Genomic DNA, 15,020 nt, shown 5'->3' on the forward strand with positions numbered 1-15,020 from the left:
ACCTAGGCTGGACCTATGGATCGCCTCTTGACCTGGCCAGTCGTGCTGGAGACGCTGCTCGAAGGCGAGGATCTCGCGATCCGACAGGCAGAGTGGGCCATGGCCGAGATCGTCTCCGGCCGTGCGACCGAGGCCCAGATGGGCGGCTTCCTCATCGCGCTGCGCAGCAAGGGCGTGGTCGCCGAGGAGCTGGTCGGCTTCCGCGACGCCGTGCTCGAGGCGGCCGTGCCGCTGCCCGGCGACACCCGCATGGTCGACATCGTCGGCACAGGCGGCGACCGGCAGCACACCGTGAACATCTCGACCACCGCGAGCATCGTCGTGGCGGCCGCTGGGGTGCCCGTGCTCAAGCACGGCAACCGGGCCGTGTCGTCGTCGTCGGGCGCCTCCGACGTGCTCGAGGCGCTCGGGCTCGTGCCCGCCGACGAGGACCCCGCCGCCGTGCGCCGCATCCTCGAGGAGGCCGGCATCTCCTTCGCCTGGGCGACCCGCTTCCACCCCGGCTTCCGCCACGCGGGCCCGGTGCGCGCGCAGCTCGGCGTCCCGACCGTCTTCAACGTGCTCGGCCCGCTCGTCAACCCGGCGCGGCCGGAGGTGACGCTCGTGGGCGTCGCCGACAAGCGCGTCATCGAGCAGTTCGTCGGCGTCTTCGCGACCCGCGGCGCGACCGCGCTCGTCGTGCGCGGCGAGGACGGGCTCGACGAGCTCACCACGACCGGCCACTCGGAGCTCTGGGAGGTCGCGCGCGGTGACGTCGTCGAGCACGACATCGACCCGCGCGAGCTCGGCATCCCGCGCGCGCAGCTCGACGACCTCCGCGGCGGCTCCGCGGAGCACAACGCCGACGTGCTGCGGCGCACGCTCGCGGGGGAGCAGGGCGCGGTGCGCGACATCGTGCTGCTGAACGCCGCCGCCGCGCTCGTCGCCTGGCGGCTCGACGGCGACGTGCGGCAGAAGGACCGCCCGCTCGTCGAGCGGCTGGCGGAGGAGCTGGAGGTCGCTCGCACGGCCATCGACTCCGGGGCAGCGACGCGCACGCTCGACGCGTGGCGCGCCGCCGTGCGCTGATCGCGTGAGCGCACAGGTCGCCGAGCACCCGAGGGCGCAGCGGCAGTCGACGTGGTCGCGCGACGAGGTGTGGCGCAGCTGGCCGCTCTCGTGGGCCGACCGCGCCTCGCGCTCGCTGCTGCTCGTCGCGCTCGCGCTCGGCGGGCTGCTCGCCTGCTACGGCCTCACGCTGCTGCTGCACCGCCCGCCGTCGCTCACGCCGTCGGTGACGCTGCGCATCATCGGCGTGCTGCTGCTGCTGCTCGCCGCGCTCGTGGCGCCCGCGTCGCGCGGCTATCGCATCGGGGCGCTCTACTGCCTCGTGCTGTTCGCGGGGGCGCAGACCGCGATCCTGCTCATGCAGTCCACGCCGCTGCTCGGCGCGACGACCTACGGCGCGCTCGACGCGGTCGAGTTCTGCGCCGGCGCCGCGCTCATCGTCGCGTGGATGCTCGTGCGCATGCGGCACCCGCTCACCATCCTCATCGTGGCGCTCGGCTACGCGACGGCGGGCGCCGCCTTCTTCGCACGGGCGATGCCTGCGCTCCGGGCGCGGCTCGCGAGCGACCCGTGGCAGGAGGCGCTGACGGCGTACGACGAGCTCGTCGTCCGCGCCGTGCTGCTCGTGCTCGTGCTCGGCCTCGTGCTGCTCGCGTGGTGGCTCGACGGCTGGATGCGCGCGCTGCTGCCGATCGCGAACGTCGCGGAGCCGCACGGCTCCGGCCGCGCGTCGCGGACGGGGGAGGCGCAGCGGCTGCGCTCGGCGGTCATCACGATGCTCGTCGGCCTCGATCCGATCGCGATCACCGTCGCCATCTCGGCGAAGCAGCCCATCGCGCGCGGCCGGCTCTCGGCCGACGACGACTGGTGGGCGTCGATCGTGCTCACCGTCTCGACGGCGCGCATGACGATGGTGGTCGTCGTGATCGCGGCCGCGGTGATCTGGCTCAGCGACCCGGTGTACCGAGCGCAGCTCTGACCCGCGCGGGGCCGCCGGCCCCGCGGCCCGGACAGCACGGAGGGGGCGGCCGCAGCCGCCCCCTCCGCCCCGTCCTGCGAGGACCTGGCGTGTCAGTCCACGTCGTCGTCGACCCAGTCGAGCGTCTTCTGCACGGCCTTCTTCCAGTTGCGGTAGGTGCGGTCGCGCGCCTCCTGCTCCATCTGCGGCTCCCAGCGGCGGTCCTCCTGCCACTGCTGGCGCAGCTCCTCGAGCGACGTCCAGAAGCCGACCGCAAGGCCGGCCGCATAGGCGGCACCGAGCGCCGTCGTCTCCGCGACGACCGGGCGGATGACCGGCACCCGCAGCATGTCGGCCTGGAACTGCATGAGCGTGTCGTTCGCGATCATGCCGCCGTCGACCTTGAGCTCGGTGAGGTCGACGCCGGAGTCAGCGTTCACCGCGTCGACGACCTCGGCGGTCTGGAACGCGGTCGCCTCCAGCGCTGCCCGCGCGATGTGGCCCTTGTTGACGTAGCGCGTGAGGCCGACGAGCGCGCCGCGCGCGTCAGGTCGCCAGTAGGGCGCGAAGAGGCCCGAGAACGCCGGCACGAAGTACGCGCCGCCGTTGTCGTCGACCGACTTCGCGAGCTGCTCGACCGCCGGTGCGTCAGGGATGAGGCCCAGGTTGTCGCGCAGCCACTGGATGAGCGAGCCCGTGACGGCGATCGACCCCTCGAGCGCGTAGTGCGTGGGCTCGTCGCCGATCTTGTAGCCGACGGTGGTCAGCAGCCCGTTCTTCGAGTGGACGATCTCCTCGCCCGTGTTGAAGATGAGGAAGTTGCCGGTGCCGTAGGTGTTCTTCGCCTCGCCCTTGTCGAACGCCGCCTGGCCGAACGTCGCCGCCTGCTGGTCGCCGAGGATGCCCGTGATGGGCGTCTCGCGCAGCAGCGACTCGGAGGCCGCGACGCCGAACTCGCCGGACGACGACTTGATCTCGGGCAGCATCGAGCGCGGCACGCCGAAGTCGGCGAGGATCGCGTCGTCCCACTCGAGCGACTCGAGGTCCATGAACAGCGTGCGCGACGCGTTCGTCACGTCGGTCGCGTGCACGCCGCCGTTGACGCCGCCCGTGAGGTTCCACAGCACCCAGCAGTCGGTGGTGCCGAAGAGCAGGTCGCCCGCCTCCGCGGCCTCGCGCGCTCCCTCGACGTTCTCGAGGATCCAGACGATCTTCGTGCCCGAGAAGTAGGTCGCGAGCGGCAGGCCCACCTTCTGCTTGTAGCGGTCGGTGTCGCCGTCGGCGAGCCGGTCGACGATCTTCTGCGTGCGGGTGTCCTGCCAGACGATGGCGTTGTAGACGGGCTCACCGGTCTGCTTGTTCCACACCACCGCCGTCTCGCGCTGGTTCGTGATGCCGATCGCCTTCACGTTGTGGCGCGTGACGTTGGCCTTCGAGAGCGCCTGGCCGATGACCTCGCGGGTGTTATTCCAGATCTCCTTCGGATCGTGCTCCACCCACCCCGCCTGCGGGAAAATCTGCTCGTGCTCGAGCTGGCCCGTGGAGACGATGCTCCCCGAGTGGTCGAAGAGGATGGCGCGAGTCGAGGTCGTGCCCTGGTCGATCGCGATGACGTAGTCGTTCACCGGAACTCCTTCGTTCTGTGATGGATGCCGTGCTGGTGTGGATGCGCCGCGGAGCCGCGACGGCGGAGGGGCCCGGATGGGCCCCTCCGCGGTGCGTCAGGCCGCGAAGCCCGTGATGCCGGCGATGGCCGTCGGCGCGAGGAGCCCGGCGAGGATGCCGCCGATGATGGGGCCGGCCACCGGGATCCAGGCGTAGCTCCAGTCGCTCGAGCCCTTGCCCTTGATGGGCAGGAGCGCGTGGGCGATGCGCGGGCCCAGGTCGCGGGCGGGGTTGATGGCGTAGCCGGTCGGTCCGCCGAGCGAGGCGCCGATGCCGACGACGAGGAGCGCGACGGGCAGCGCGCCGAGCGAGGCGAGCCCCGCGGGCACGTCGGCCTCGACGCCGTTCTGCGCGCTGAAGCCGATCACGACGAAGACGAGCACGAACGTGCCGATGATCTCGGTGACGAGGTTCCAGCCGTTGTTGCGGATGCCGGGGCCGGTCGAGAACGTGCCGAGCTTCGCGCCCGGGTCCTCCTCGATGTCGAAGTGCTGCTTGTAGGCGAGCCAGCACAGCACGGCGCCGATGAAGGCGCCGATGAACTGCGCGGCGAGGTAGACGGGCAGCATCGCCCAGTTGTAGTCGACGCCGGTCGCGAGGTCGCGCGCGAGCAGGCCGAAGGTGACGGCGGGGTTCAGGTGCGCGCCCGAGTACGCCGAGACGATCACGCCGGCGAAGACCGCGAGGCCCCAGCCGAAGTTGATCATCAGGAAGCCGCCGCCGTAGCCCTTGTTGCCCTTCAGCACGACGTTGGCCACGACGCCGCAGCCGAGCAGCACGAGCATCGCGGTGCCCACCAGCTCTGAGAGGAATACCAGTCCGAGATTGGGTTCCATGGTCCCTGCCTTCTCGTCTACGGGCCGCATCGCCCGTACCGCCCACTCGGGTGGTACGGCACACGATAGCCGGGGCCGGGCCGAAATCCGAGAGATCTTCGATCGACGCCATCGAGATTCCAGGCGGCGAGGCGTAGCGTGAGCCCAACCGGCCAGGCTGAACGAGAGGCGCACCGTGAAGAAGCTCATCAACGACCCCACCAAGACGGTCGACGAAGGCGTCGCAGGCTTCGCCGCCGCGCATGCCGACATCGTGCGCGTGGTCGTCGACCCGCCCTTCGTCGTCGTCCGCGCGGACGCGCCGGTGCAGGGCAAGGTCGGCCTCGTCTCCGGCGGTGGGTCGGGCCACGAGCCGCTGCACGCCGGCTTCGTCGGCTTCGGCATGCTCGACGCCGCGGTGCCCGGCGCGATGTTCACCTCGCCGACGCCCGACCCCATCCTCGAGGCGACGAAGCAGGTGGACGCCGGGGCCGGCGTGCTGCACATCGTCAAGAACTACACCGGGGACGTGCTCAACTTCGAGACCGCCGCCGACCTCGCCCTCGCGGAGGGCATCGAGGTGCAGACCGTCATCGTCGACGACGACGTCGCGGTCAAGGACTCGCTCTACACCGCCGGCCGTCGTGGCGTCGCGGGCACCATGCTCGTCGAGAAGCTCGCGGGCGCTGCCGCCCAGCGCGGCGACTCGCTCGACCAGGTGGCGGAGGTCGCGCGCACCGTCAACCGCAAGGTGCGCACGATGGGCATGGCGCTCTCGCCCTGCACGGTGCCGCACGCGACCGAGCCGAGCTTCACGCTCGCCGACGACGAGATCGAGATCGGCATCGGCATCCACGGCGAGCCCGGGCGCGAGCGCATCGCGCTCGAGCCCGCCGACCGCATCGTCGACCGGCTGATGGAGCCGATCCTCGAGGACCTGCCGTTCTCGAAGGGCGACCGCGTCGTGCTGCTCGTCAACGGCATGGGCGGCACGCCGCAGTCGGAGCTCTACATCGTCTTCCGCCGCGCTGCGGAGGTGCTCGCCGAGCGCGGCATCGAGCTCGCGCGCTCGCTCGTCGGCTCGTACGTGACGAGCCTCGAGATGCAGGGGGTGTCGATCACGCTGCTGCAGGTCGACGACGAGATGCTCGGCCTCTACGACGCGCCCGTGCAGACCGCCGCGCTGCGGTGGGGAAGGTAGCGAGCGGATGAGCGGGCTCGACGGCCGCTGGACCAGGCGCTGGATCGAGGCCGTCGCCGCGGAGGTCGCGCGGCGCAAGCTCGAGCTCACGGCGCTCGACCGGGCGATCGGCGATGCCGACCACGGCGAGAACCTCGACCGCGGGTTCCAGGCCGTGCTCGGCAGGCTCGAGGCGCTCGACGACGACGCGACGCCCGGCGCCGTGCTCAAGCTCGTCGCGACCACGCTCATCTCGACGGTGGGCGGCGCCGCCGGGCCGCTCTACGGCACCGCGTTCCTCAAGGGCTCGATGGCGGCGGGCGACCGCGCCGAGCTGGACGCCGCGGCGCTCGTCGAGGTGCTGACGGCCGCGCGCGACGGCATCGTGGCGCGGGGCAAGGCCGAGCCCGGCGACAAGACGATGGTGGATGCGTGGACGCCGGCCGTCGAGGCGGCCGCGGCCGCCGGCGACGACGTGCGGGCCGCGCTCGAGGCGGCTGCAGCGGCCGCGGCGGAGGGCGCCGCGGCGACCGAGCCGCTCGTCGCCCACAAGGGGCGCGCGTCCTACCTGGGGGCGCGCGCCATCGGCCACCGCGACCCGGGCAGCGAGTCCACCTCGCTCATGCTGCGCGCCGCGGCGGAGACCAGGTGAGCGTCGGGCTCGTCATCGTCTCGCACTCCGCCCGCATCGCCGAGGGGGTGGTCGAGCTCGCCGCGCAGATGGCGCCGACCGTGACGATCGTCGCGGCCGGCGGGACCGACGACGGCGGCATCGGCACGAGCTTCGACCGGGTGCAGGCGGCGCTCGGCGAGGCGGACTCGGGCGACGGCGTCGTCGTGCTGTGCGACCTGGGGTCGGCCGTGCTCACGACCGAGACGGCCATCGACTTCGCCGCGGAGCCCGAGCGCATCCGCATCGCCGACGCGCCCATCGTCGAGGGCGCCGTCGCTGCGGCGGTCGCCGCCGAGGCGGGCGGCTCGATGGACGAGGTCGTCGCGGCCGCGGAGCCGGTCGCGCCCGAGCCCGAGCGGCGCGCGGATGCGGACGCCGGTCCTGGCGACGACGCCGCGTCGGCGGCGGAGCCGGCCCGCCTCGAGATCGTGCTCGAGAACGAGCACGGGCTGCACGCGCGACCCGCATCTGAGCTCGTGCGCACGGTGAGCGGCTTCGACGCCGCGGTGGCCGTGAACGGCGTCGACGCGAAGAGCATGCTGCGCGTGCTCGCGCTCGGCCTGGATCGCGGCTCGACGGTCGTCTTCGAGGCGACCGGTCCGCAGGCGGCCGAGGCGATCGACGCGGTCAGCGCGCTCGTGCGCGAGCGGTTCGGGGAGTAGCTAGCGCGCGACGTGCGCGGCGAACTCGTCCGCCGTCACCCGCGCGGCGACGAACGAGCACTGCGGGATGATCCGCCTGCCCTCGGCGATCGTCGCGCGCAGCGCCTCGTCGACGAGGGTCGAGCCGATGCCGCGGCCGCCGAAGGCCGGGTCGACCTCGGTGTGGGGGAAGCCCCGCACGCCCTCGCCGTCGCGGTAGTCGGCGAAGCCGGCGAGCGCGCCATCGACGCGCGCCTCGAAGCGCTGGGCCTTCGGGTTGTCGACGATCTCGATCTGCTCGCTCATGGCTCCACGCTACGCCTCGAGCCTGGACGTCGCCCGCCGAGGATGCGGCATGCTTGGGGCCATGCAGCTGGACCCGCGTCGCATCCTGATCTTCCGCACCGTCGCGCGCGAGGGATCGGTCTCCGGCGGCGCCCGCGCCCTCGGCTGGACGCAGCCCGCGGTGAGCCAGCACATCCGCCTGCTCGAGGAGGAGGTCGGTCAGGCGCTGCTGCTGCGCTCGTCGACGGGCGTGACGCTCACCGAGGCGGGCGCGCGGCTGCTGCGGCACGCCGACGGCATCGCCGGGCTGCTCGGCTCGGCCGAGGCGGAGCTGCGCTCGCTCGCCGAGGGCGCCGGCACGGTCACGATCGCGGCGTTCCCCTCGGCGCTCGCCGACTTCGTGCCCCGCGCGATCGCAGCGGCCCGGCTCGCGGTGCCTGGGCTCACCGCGCGCGTCATCGAGCTCGAACCGCCGGAGGCGATCGAGGCGGTGCTCGCGGGCGACGCTGACGTGGCGGTGGCGTTCGAGTACGACGAGCTCCACGACGACGTGCAGCTCGCCCGCATCGAGCTGGGCGAGGACCCGTCGTGCATCGTGCTGCCGCTCGATCACGAGCTGGCCGACGGGTCGCCGATCGAGCTCGCCGCGCTCGCCGGCGCCGACTGGGTGGGCGGGTGCGAGCGCTGCCGCCGGCACCTCGAGTCGCTCGCGGCCGAGGCCGGGTTCGCCCCGACGATCCAGTTCGAGACCGACGACTTCGTCGCCGCCCAGTCGTTCGTCGCCGCGACCGGCTCGGTGACGCTGCTGCCCACGATGGCGCTGCGCGTGCTCACGCGCGACGACGTCGTGGTCGCGCCGCTCGCGGACGGCTCAGGCCGGACCGTCTCGCTCCGCCACCGGCACGGTGCCGAGCGGGTGCCCGCCATCAGCACCGTCCTCGGCGCGATGCAGCAGCTGTGGGGCGAGCGCGCCCGCTGACCGCTCGCCGTTCCCGGCCGGCAGGTCGAGGGTGACCTCGAGGCCACCGCTGGCGCTCTCGGAGAGGACGAGCCGGCCGCCGTTGGACGTCGCGAACGCGGATGCCAGCGCGAGCCCCATGCCCCGGCCGGCGACGGCTCCCGGTGGGTGGCAGCCCCGCTCGAACGGCAGGATCAGCCGTTCGCGGTCTGCGGGATCGATGCCGCGGCCCTCGTCGCTCACCGTGATGCGGACCCCTCCGGTCGCAGCCGTCGTGGTGACCCGGACCGTCGATCCTGCTGGGGCGTGGCGCACCGCGTTGTCGAGCAGCGCCTCGAGCGCGCGCCACAGGCGCGTCGGGTCGACGCCGTGGGCCCGGACCCGGTCGCCGCCGACCTCGAGCAGGACCCCCTTCCGCGAGGCCCGGATGCGGTGCGCCGCGTCCTCATCGGCGAGCAGCGCGGAGACGTCGACCGGCTCGTCGGCGTCGCCGTCCGCGCACGCGATCCCGATCAGCTCGCAGATGCCGAGCACCACGTCGCTGAGCCGCCGGCCGGCTCGCGCCACGGCGTGCAGCGACCGGTGCACCTCCGCTGGGAGCTGCTGCTCGTGCGCGAGCAGCAGCTCGGTGTGACCGAGCAGCGGTGTCAGCGCGGTCCGCACGTGGTGGTTCACCGTCTCCCCGAGCCCGCGGAGGAACTCCTGCTCCGCCGCGGCGGGCGGCGCAGCGGTCGCCGCGGCATCGGGGGAGCGCTCGTCGGTCGGCGGCTGCGAGGGGTCGGGCACCTGATGACCTCCTGGGACGGATGTGCGACGCACCCCTCGGCCGGGGCGGTCGGGCAGGTTCGAGGCTCGCATCTGCAGCGCGGACGCGGGCTCGATCGGCGCCGATGTGCGCGATCCGGCTACGGTCCGGCGCACCCTGGCTGGACGGTCGACCGGGGTACAAGGCCGGTAGGATGGGCCGGACGCGCGACGCGCGCACCGCAGCCCCCGCATCCGGTTCCGCCGCCGGGTGGGATGTCGTGGGAAGCGCGACCGGACGGTGGCTGGCAGCCGCGAAGAGGAGTGCGATGGACGTCGCGACAGCGGGGATCACGAGCGCAGCCGGGACGAGCATCTGCCACGCATGACGACGCACACCCGGCGCAGGACCCACGACCGCGACGAGGCTGAGCGCATCGTCACGCAGCTGTACCTCCCGCACAGGCTGAGCCTCTCCGGCGGCCCCGGTGCGCTCGCGATGGAGGTCGCGGGCATGGGCGTCGGCGCGCTGACGGTAGGCCGGATCGCGTACGGCCGGCCAGCGCAGCTGCGCACCGCCGACGCCGAGAACTTCCACGCGAACATCACCGTGCGCGGCCGGGCGCGCGCGAGGGCCGGCACCGGCGAGCCGGTCACGACGGTCGCGGGTGAGGGGCTCGTGTACTCGCCCGGAGCGCCCGCCGAGATGGAGTGGTCGGCCGACGCCGAGCACCTGTGCCTGATGATCCCGAGGGCTCGGCTGGAGTCGGGGCTCGAAGCGCTGCTCGGTCGATCGCTGCGGGCGAGACTCGCCTTCGACTTCAGGGCCGACATGCTCAGCCCCTTCGGGCGGCGGTGGCGCACGGTGCTGGACCTCCTGGAAGACGAGCTGGAGCATCCGACGGCCGCGACCCGGGACGCGCGCATGGGCAGGCACATCGAGGGCCTCGTGCTCGACGGCCTGCTGCTCGGCCAGCGGCACAACCACAGCGATGCCCTCGCACGCGACCGGCCGGTCAGGCTGGGCTCGGCCATCAAGCGCGCGGTCGAGCTCATCGAGGAGCGGCCGTCCGAGCCGTGGACGACGGTCCGCCTGGCGACCGAGGTCCATCTGAGCGTGCGGGCGCTCCAGGAGGGGTTCCGGCGCGACCTCGCCACGCCGCCGATGACCTACCTGCGCCAGACGCGGCTGCGCCTGGCGCGCGAAGCGCTCCGCGCGGCCGAGCGCGACGCCACCACGGTGGGCGCCGTCGCGCTCGGGCTCGGCATCCTCCACACGGGGCGCTTCGCCGCGGCCTACCGCGATGCCTTCGGCGAGGCCCCCTCGGACACGCTCAACCGACCGGTGTGATCCTCGCGCGCTTCGCGTGCGGATGTGGGGCGAGCGCGCCCGCTGACCGCTCGCCGAGCGCGATGCGCGCGAGCGCGTCGGCGTGCGCCGCGCACGAGTCGATGAGGGGCACGGCGGCGTCCTCCGCGTCGACGAGCAGCATGATCTCGGTGCACGCGAGCACGATCGCGTCGGCGCCCGCGGCGGTGAGTGCGGCGAAGGCGTCGCGGAAGGCGGCGCGCGACGCATCCGTCACGACGCCCTGCGTGAGCTCGTCGAACACGATCCGGTCGAGCTCGGCCTGCACGTCGGCCGGCGGCACGACGACGGCGATGCCGTGCTCGGCGAGCCGGTCGGCGTAGAACCGCTCCGACATCACCCACCGCGTGCCCACGACGCCGACCGTGCGGGCGCCGAGCGCGCCGGCCGCGTGCGCGACGGCATCGGCGATGTGCACGAGCGGGATGCCCACGGCGGCCGCGACGTCGTCGGCGACCCGGTGCATGAGGTTCGTGGCGATCGCGATCGAGCCGGCCCCCGCCCGCTCGAGCGCGGCGGCCTCGCGGGCCAGGATCGCCCCGGCGGCGGCCCAGTCGCCGCGCACCTGGCAGTCGCGGACCTCGGCGAAGTCGACGCTCGCGAGCAGCATGCGCGCTGACGCGTGCCCGCCGCGGGCCGCCCCGACGTGCTCGTTGATGGCCCGGTAGTACGCGGCGGTCGAGTGCCAGCTCATGCCGCCGAGGATGCCGAGGGTCCGGTCGCGCGAGTCCATGCGACGATCTCAGCAGGCGAGGCAGCCAGTAGTCCAGCCTGTGTTCGCTCTCGCTCCCACAGGTGATGCTTATGCGGGGTCGTCCTGCGCGGCGAGGCCGAGCGCGAGGCGCTGCTGCAGGCTGACGGCCAGCAGCGCCTGGGCGCCGACGTAGGTCGAGAGCACCACGATCGACCGCAGGGGATCGGGGATCTCGAGCACGAAGAGCCCGAGGCCGAGCACGAGGTCGCTCACCATGAAGAGCAGCCCGCCGAAGAGCCCCGGCACGTCGATCGCGGCGAACGCCGCGACCGCGGCGATCACGAGCGCGTACAGGACGACCGGCAGCGCGAGCGGGCCCGCGCCGATCGCGATGATGGCGCCAGCGATGAGACCGACGATCGCGTAGGCGATGCCCGCCGGCCCCCACGCGAGCGAGCGGCGCCGGGTGGGCCACAGCGCGACGAGGTAGGCGACGTGGCCGAGCAGGAACATCCCGAGCAGCACGATCGTGAGGTCGGTGGTGGCGCCGAGCCCGTCGCCGAGCCCGCAGAGCACCGCCGCGGCCACGTGCCAGCGGCCCACCGCGTGGCGCAGCGCGCCCACCGCGATGAGCGCGAGCCAGATGGGCGGCAGCATCGCCCACATGAGCACGAGCCGCAGCTGCTCAAGCAGCCCGGCGTCGCCGAGGCCGAGCGCGAGCAGCGTGGCGGCGGCGAGGTTCACGGCGAGCAGGGCGCCCGCGATCCAGAAGCCCAGCCGCAGCGGCCTGGGCAGCGGCATGGCGGACATGGGCATCATCGTTCCACGAAGCGCCGGCCGCCGCGGGCGCGCCGGGCCGTGTCGCCGCGACGTCGGCGGTCGGTGCCAGAGTGAGCGACGTGCACGACAACCCGTTCCGGCCCGGCTTCGGCATCTCCCCGCCGATGCTCGCGGGGCGCGACGCGCTGCTCGACGAGTGGCGCGAGGTGCTCGGGCTCGGCGCCTGGTCGCCGTTCCGCGCAGCGCTCGTCACCGGCATGCGCGGCGTCGGCAAGACCGTGCTGCTCAACGCGCTCGAGGACGAGGCGCGCGCCCGCGACTGGACCGTCGTGCACGGCACGCTGCACGTCGGCCTCATCGAGGTGCTCGAGCACGACCGGCTGCCTGCGCTGCTCGAGGAGCAGGATCCGGAGGCGTTCTCGCGCGAGTGGACCGGTCTGACGCTGCCGCAGATCGGCGGCGCCACGACGCAGGTCGTGCCGCACTACCCGCGCGAGCCGCGGCTCGAGAGCATGCTCGAGCGGCTCGTCGAGCTCGCCGAGGCGCGCGGCGCTGGGCTGCTGGTCTCGCTCGACGAGGTGGCCGCGTCATCGCTCGACGAGCTGCGCCGGATCGCCATCGCGGTGCAGCACCTGCAGCGCGAGGACCGCCGGGTCGCGATCGTCGCCGCCGGGGTGCCGGCCTCGATCGCCGCCGCGCTCGACGCCGACGGGCTCACCTTCTTCCGTCGGGCGCAGCAGGTGCGCCTGGACACCCTCACGCTCGCCGAGGCCCGCGCCGCGATCGGGGTGCCGGTGCGCGAACGGGGCCGCACGATCAGCGAGGCAGCCCTCGACATGGCGGCGCGCGCGAGCGAGGGGTACCCGTTCCTCGTCCAGTCGATCGGGGCGCGCGCGTGGGAGTACCAGCCGAGCGTCACCGAGATCGTGACGGATGCCGTGCAGCACGCGGTGCAGGTCGCGCACGCCGCGATGGGCGAGAGCGTGATCGTGCCGGCGCTGCGCGGCCTCTCGGGCCGCGACCGCGACTACCTCATCGCCATGGCGGAGGACGACGGACCGGCCTCCACGATCGACGTCGCCGAGCGGATGGGTGCGACGGCCGGCAACGCCGGGCGACAGCGGGCGAGGCTGCTCGACGCCGGCATCATCGTGGCGCCGGAGCGCGGACGCGTCGACTTCGCCATCCCGCGCATGCGCGAGCACCTGCGCGCGCATCCGCGCGACGCGCAGCTGGGGCTGCCGACCGCAGCACGCGAGACGTTCCGCGACCACTCCGGCGCCACCGAGGAGCCGGGCGGCGAGCGCGGGCGACCGGCCGTCGGCTAGCATCGCTTCGTCAGGCGCCATGCGCGCCGGGTCTCGAGAAATGGGGCCACGCGGCAGCGCGCGACACACATGGACCCCATCGACGAGGTTCCGTGCAGTGCCGCCGAGCCTCCCGTCTCCTCTGGAGCACCCCATGCCTGACGCCACTGCCTCCGTCTCAGCCGCGATCGCGGCCGAGCTCGAGCTGCACGCCGCCGATGTCTTCGCCCTCATGGGCAACGGCAACGCGTGGTTCCTCGACGCCGTCGTGCGCCGAGGGGCCATGACGCTCACCGCGGTGCGGCACGAGGCCGCGACGATCGCCGCGGCCGACGCCTATCACCGCGCGAGCGGCAGGCTCGCGGTCGCCTCGGTCACCTACGGCCCCGGCTACACGAACGCCATCACGCCGCTCGCCGAGGCGGCGCTCGCCCGCATCCCGCTCGTCGTGGTGGTCGGGGACCGGCCGACCGGGGGCGCGCGCCCGTTCGACGTCGACCAGGCCGGCATCGCGACAGCGGTCGGCGCGCCGACCATCGTCGTGGGACGCGGCGACGCGCGGGCAGCAGCCCGGCGGGCCGTCGAGACGGCGCTCGCCGAGCGGCGCCCCGTCGTCCTGGCGATCCCGTACGACCTGAGCCACGCCGACCTCGAGGGCGACGGGGAGGCGGCGACGGAGCACGCGTCGGTGACGCCGTTCGTCGCGCTCGACGCCGAGCAGCTCGCGGGCGTTGCCGAGCGGCTCGTCGCGGCCCGGCGCCCGCTGCTGCTCGCCGGCCGCGGCGCCCACCTCGCCGGCGCCGAGGAGGCGCTGCGCGCGCTCGCCGCGCGGCTCGGCGCACGCACGGCGACGAGCGCGCTCGGGAGCGGCATCTTCGCCGACGCATCCCGGCACCTCGGCATCTGCGGCGGCTTCGCCTCGGAGCGCGCGGCCGAGGCGATCGAGCACGCCGACGCGGTGCTCGTCGTCGGTGCGAGCCTCAACGCCTTCCAGACGCGCTTCGGCGACGCATTCGCCCCCGACGCGCACGTGATGCAGGTCGACATCCTCGACGCGCCGTCGAACCCCCGCGTCGACGAGCTCGTGCGCGGCGACGCCCGGCTCGTGGCGCAGGCGCTGCTCGCGCTCATCGGCGCGGGGGAGACCGGCGACGAGAGCGCCGCCGCTGGCGACGCCGGCTGGGGCGAGGCGGGCTTCGCGGAGGTCGCCGGGATCGGCGCGGAGCGCGAGCCGGGTGACGACCTCGCCGCGGACGGCCGCCTCGACCCGCGCAGCCTGTTCCACGCGCTCGAGCGGGTGCTGCCGGAGGATCGCGTGATTGTGCAGGACGGCGGCCACTTCATCGGCTGGGCGCCGACCCACCTCTCGGTCGCCGACCCCGAGCGCCTGCTCATGGTCGGCACCGCCTTCCAGACGATCGGGCTGGGGCTGCCGAGCGCCGTCGGTGCCGGCGCCGCGCGGCCGGAGTCGACGATCGTGCTCGTGACCGGCGATGGCGGCGCCCTGATGGGGCTCGCCGACCTCGACTCGGTCGTGCGCACCGTGCGGCGCGGCATCGTGATCGTCTGCAACGACGCGGCCTATGGCGCCGAGGTGCACCAGTACGCCGTGCGCGGCGTCGCCGAGGAGCCGATGCTCATCGAGCAGGTCGACTTCGCCGCGCTCGGCCGCGCGCTCGGCGCGGAGGCGGCGGTCATCGAGCGGCTCGAGGACCTCGCGCAGCTCGAGGCGTGGCTCGCGACCGGCGCCGACGGCGTCTTCGTCGCCGACTGCCGGATCAGCCAGCAGGTCGTCGCGCCCTACATCATCGAGGTGCGCGAGGCGGCGATGCGGGCAGCCGCCCGCTGACGCCGGGCGGCCCAGCGCGGCTCCGGTGCCGCCTTCGCCGGCAGAGTGTCGGGTT

Annotated in this window: 15 protein-coding genes; 9 read left to right on the plus strand and 6 right to left on the minus strand. The window is 73.9% G+C overall.

Annotated features, from left to right (window positions below):
• Positions 1-15 precede the first annotated feature (15 nt).
• Positions 16-1,068 carry an anthranilate phosphoribosyltransferase gene (gene trpD / locus ACVWW9_RS11835; RefSeq protein WP_456515676.1) on the plus strand — a complete coding sequence of 351 codons (1,053 nt, stop codon included), beginning with the start codon at positions 16-18 and terminating at the stop codon, positions 1,066-1,068.
• Positions 1,069-1,072: 4 nt separating this feature from the next.
• Positions 1,073-2,026 (plus strand): hypothetical protein, encoded by a 954-nt coding sequence (locus tag ACVWW9_RS11840; RefSeq protein ID WP_456515677.1) that lies wholly within the window; start codon positions 1,073-1,075, stop codon positions 2,024-2,026.
• Positions 2,027-2,118: 92 nt separating this feature from the next.
• Here the strand turns inward: ACVWW9_RS11840 and glpK are convergent, their stop codons facing one another.
• Both glpK and ACVWW9_RS11850 read right to left on the minus strand, forming a co-directional pair.
• Positions 2,119-3,630, minus strand: coding sequence for a glycerol kinase GlpK (glpK, locus tag ACVWW9_RS11845; protein ID WP_456515678.1), 1,512 nt, complete (start codon positions 3,628-3,630; stop codon positions 2,119-2,121).
• A gap of 96 nt (positions 3,631-3,726) precedes the next feature.
• Complete coding sequence (locus tag ACVWW9_RS11850; RefSeq protein ID WP_456515679.1) at positions 3,727-4,506, minus strand: MIP/aquaporin family protein; 780 nt, start codon at positions 4,504-4,506, stop codon at positions 3,727-3,729.
• 175 nt (positions 4,507-4,681) lie between these two features.
• Here ACVWW9_RS11850 and dhaK point away from each other — a divergent pair, with 175 nt between their 5' ends.
• The 3 genes from dhaK to dhaM are packed head-to-tail and all read left to right on the plus strand — an operon-like array spanning position 4,682 to position 7,000.
• Positions 4,682-5,686 carry a dihydroxyacetone kinase subunit DhaK gene (gene dhaK / locus ACVWW9_RS11855; protein WP_354260910.1) on the plus strand — a complete coding sequence of 335 codons (1,005 nt, stop codon included), beginning with the start codon at positions 4,682-4,684 and terminating at the stop codon, positions 5,684-5,686.
• A gap of 7 nt (positions 5,687-5,693) precedes the next feature.
• A complete protein-coding gene (dhaL, locus tag ACVWW9_RS11860) occupies positions 5,694-6,317 on the plus strand; it encodes a dihydroxyacetone kinase subunit DhaL (RefSeq protein WP_456515680.1) in 624 nt (207 codons plus the stop codon).
• Positions 6,314-7,000 carry a dihydroxyacetone kinase phosphoryl donor subunit DhaM gene (dhaM, locus tag ACVWW9_RS11865; protein ID WP_456515681.1) on the plus strand — a complete coding sequence of 229 codons (687 nt, stop codon included), beginning with the start codon at positions 6,314-6,316 and terminating at the stop codon, positions 6,998-7,000. The genes dhaL and dhaM overlap by 4 nt, the downstream gene beginning before the upstream one ends.
• Here the strand turns inward: dhaM and ACVWW9_RS11870 are convergent, their stop codons facing one another.
• Entirely contained in the window at positions 7,001-7,285 is a 285-nt protein-coding gene (locus tag ACVWW9_RS11870; RefSeq protein WP_123697823.1) for a GNAT family N-acetyltransferase, read from the minus strand.
• A gap of 61 nt (positions 7,286-7,346) precedes the next feature.
• Between ACVWW9_RS11870 and ACVWW9_RS11875 the strand changes: the two genes are divergently transcribed.
• Positions 7,347-8,243, plus strand: a complete 897-nt coding sequence (locus ACVWW9_RS11875; protein ID WP_456515682.1) for a LysR substrate-binding domain-containing protein — start codon at positions 7,347-7,349, stop codon at positions 8,241-8,243.
• Here ACVWW9_RS11875 and ACVWW9_RS11880 read toward each other — a convergent pair.
• Positions 8,136-9,008, minus strand: a complete 873-nt coding sequence (locus ACVWW9_RS11880) for a sensor histidine kinase (RefSeq protein ID WP_456515683.1) — start codon at positions 9,006-9,008, stop codon at positions 8,136-8,138. The two genes, ACVWW9_RS11875 and ACVWW9_RS11880, sit on opposite strands and share 108 nt — an antisense overlap.
• A 343-nt stretch (positions 9,009-9,351) precedes the next feature.
• Between ACVWW9_RS11880 and ACVWW9_RS11885 the strand changes: the two genes are divergently transcribed.
• Entirely contained in the window at positions 9,352-10,317 is a 966-nt protein-coding gene (locus tag ACVWW9_RS11885; RefSeq protein ID WP_456515684.1) for an AraC family transcriptional regulator, read from the plus strand.
• Here the strand turns inward: ACVWW9_RS11885 and ACVWW9_RS11890 are convergent.
• Both ACVWW9_RS11890 and ACVWW9_RS11895 read right to left on the minus strand, forming a co-directional pair.
• The gene (locus ACVWW9_RS11890; RefSeq protein WP_456515685.1) at positions 10,301-11,068 is read right to left on the minus strand and encodes an aspartate/glutamate racemase family protein; all 768 of its coding nucleotides are present in this window, start codon (positions 11,066-11,068) and stop codon (positions 10,301-10,303) included. The genes ACVWW9_RS11885 and ACVWW9_RS11890 overlap by 17 nt on opposite strands.
• A 69-nt stretch (positions 11,069-11,137) precedes the next feature.
• Complete coding sequence (locus tag ACVWW9_RS11895; protein ID WP_456515686.1) at positions 11,138-11,839, minus strand: lysoplasmalogenase family protein; 702 nt, start codon at positions 11,837-11,839, stop codon at positions 11,138-11,140.
• 89 nt (positions 11,840-11,928) lie between these two features.
• On the opposite strand from ACVWW9_RS11895, the gene ACVWW9_RS11900 reads away from it, so the two are divergent.
• A complete protein-coding gene (locus ACVWW9_RS11900) occupies positions 11,929-13,137 on the plus strand; it encodes an AAA family ATPase (RefSeq protein ID WP_456515687.1) in 1,209 nt (402 codons plus the stop codon).
• A gap of 133 nt (positions 13,138-13,270) precedes the next feature.
• Positions 13,271-14,965, plus strand: a complete 1,695-nt coding sequence (locus ACVWW9_RS11905) for a thiamine pyrophosphate-binding protein (protein ID WP_456515688.1) — start codon at positions 13,271-13,273, stop codon at positions 14,963-14,965.
• Positions 14,966-15,020 lie beyond the last annotated feature (55 nt).

The sequence above is a fragment of the Agrococcus sp. UYP33 genome (assembly GCF_054060915.1).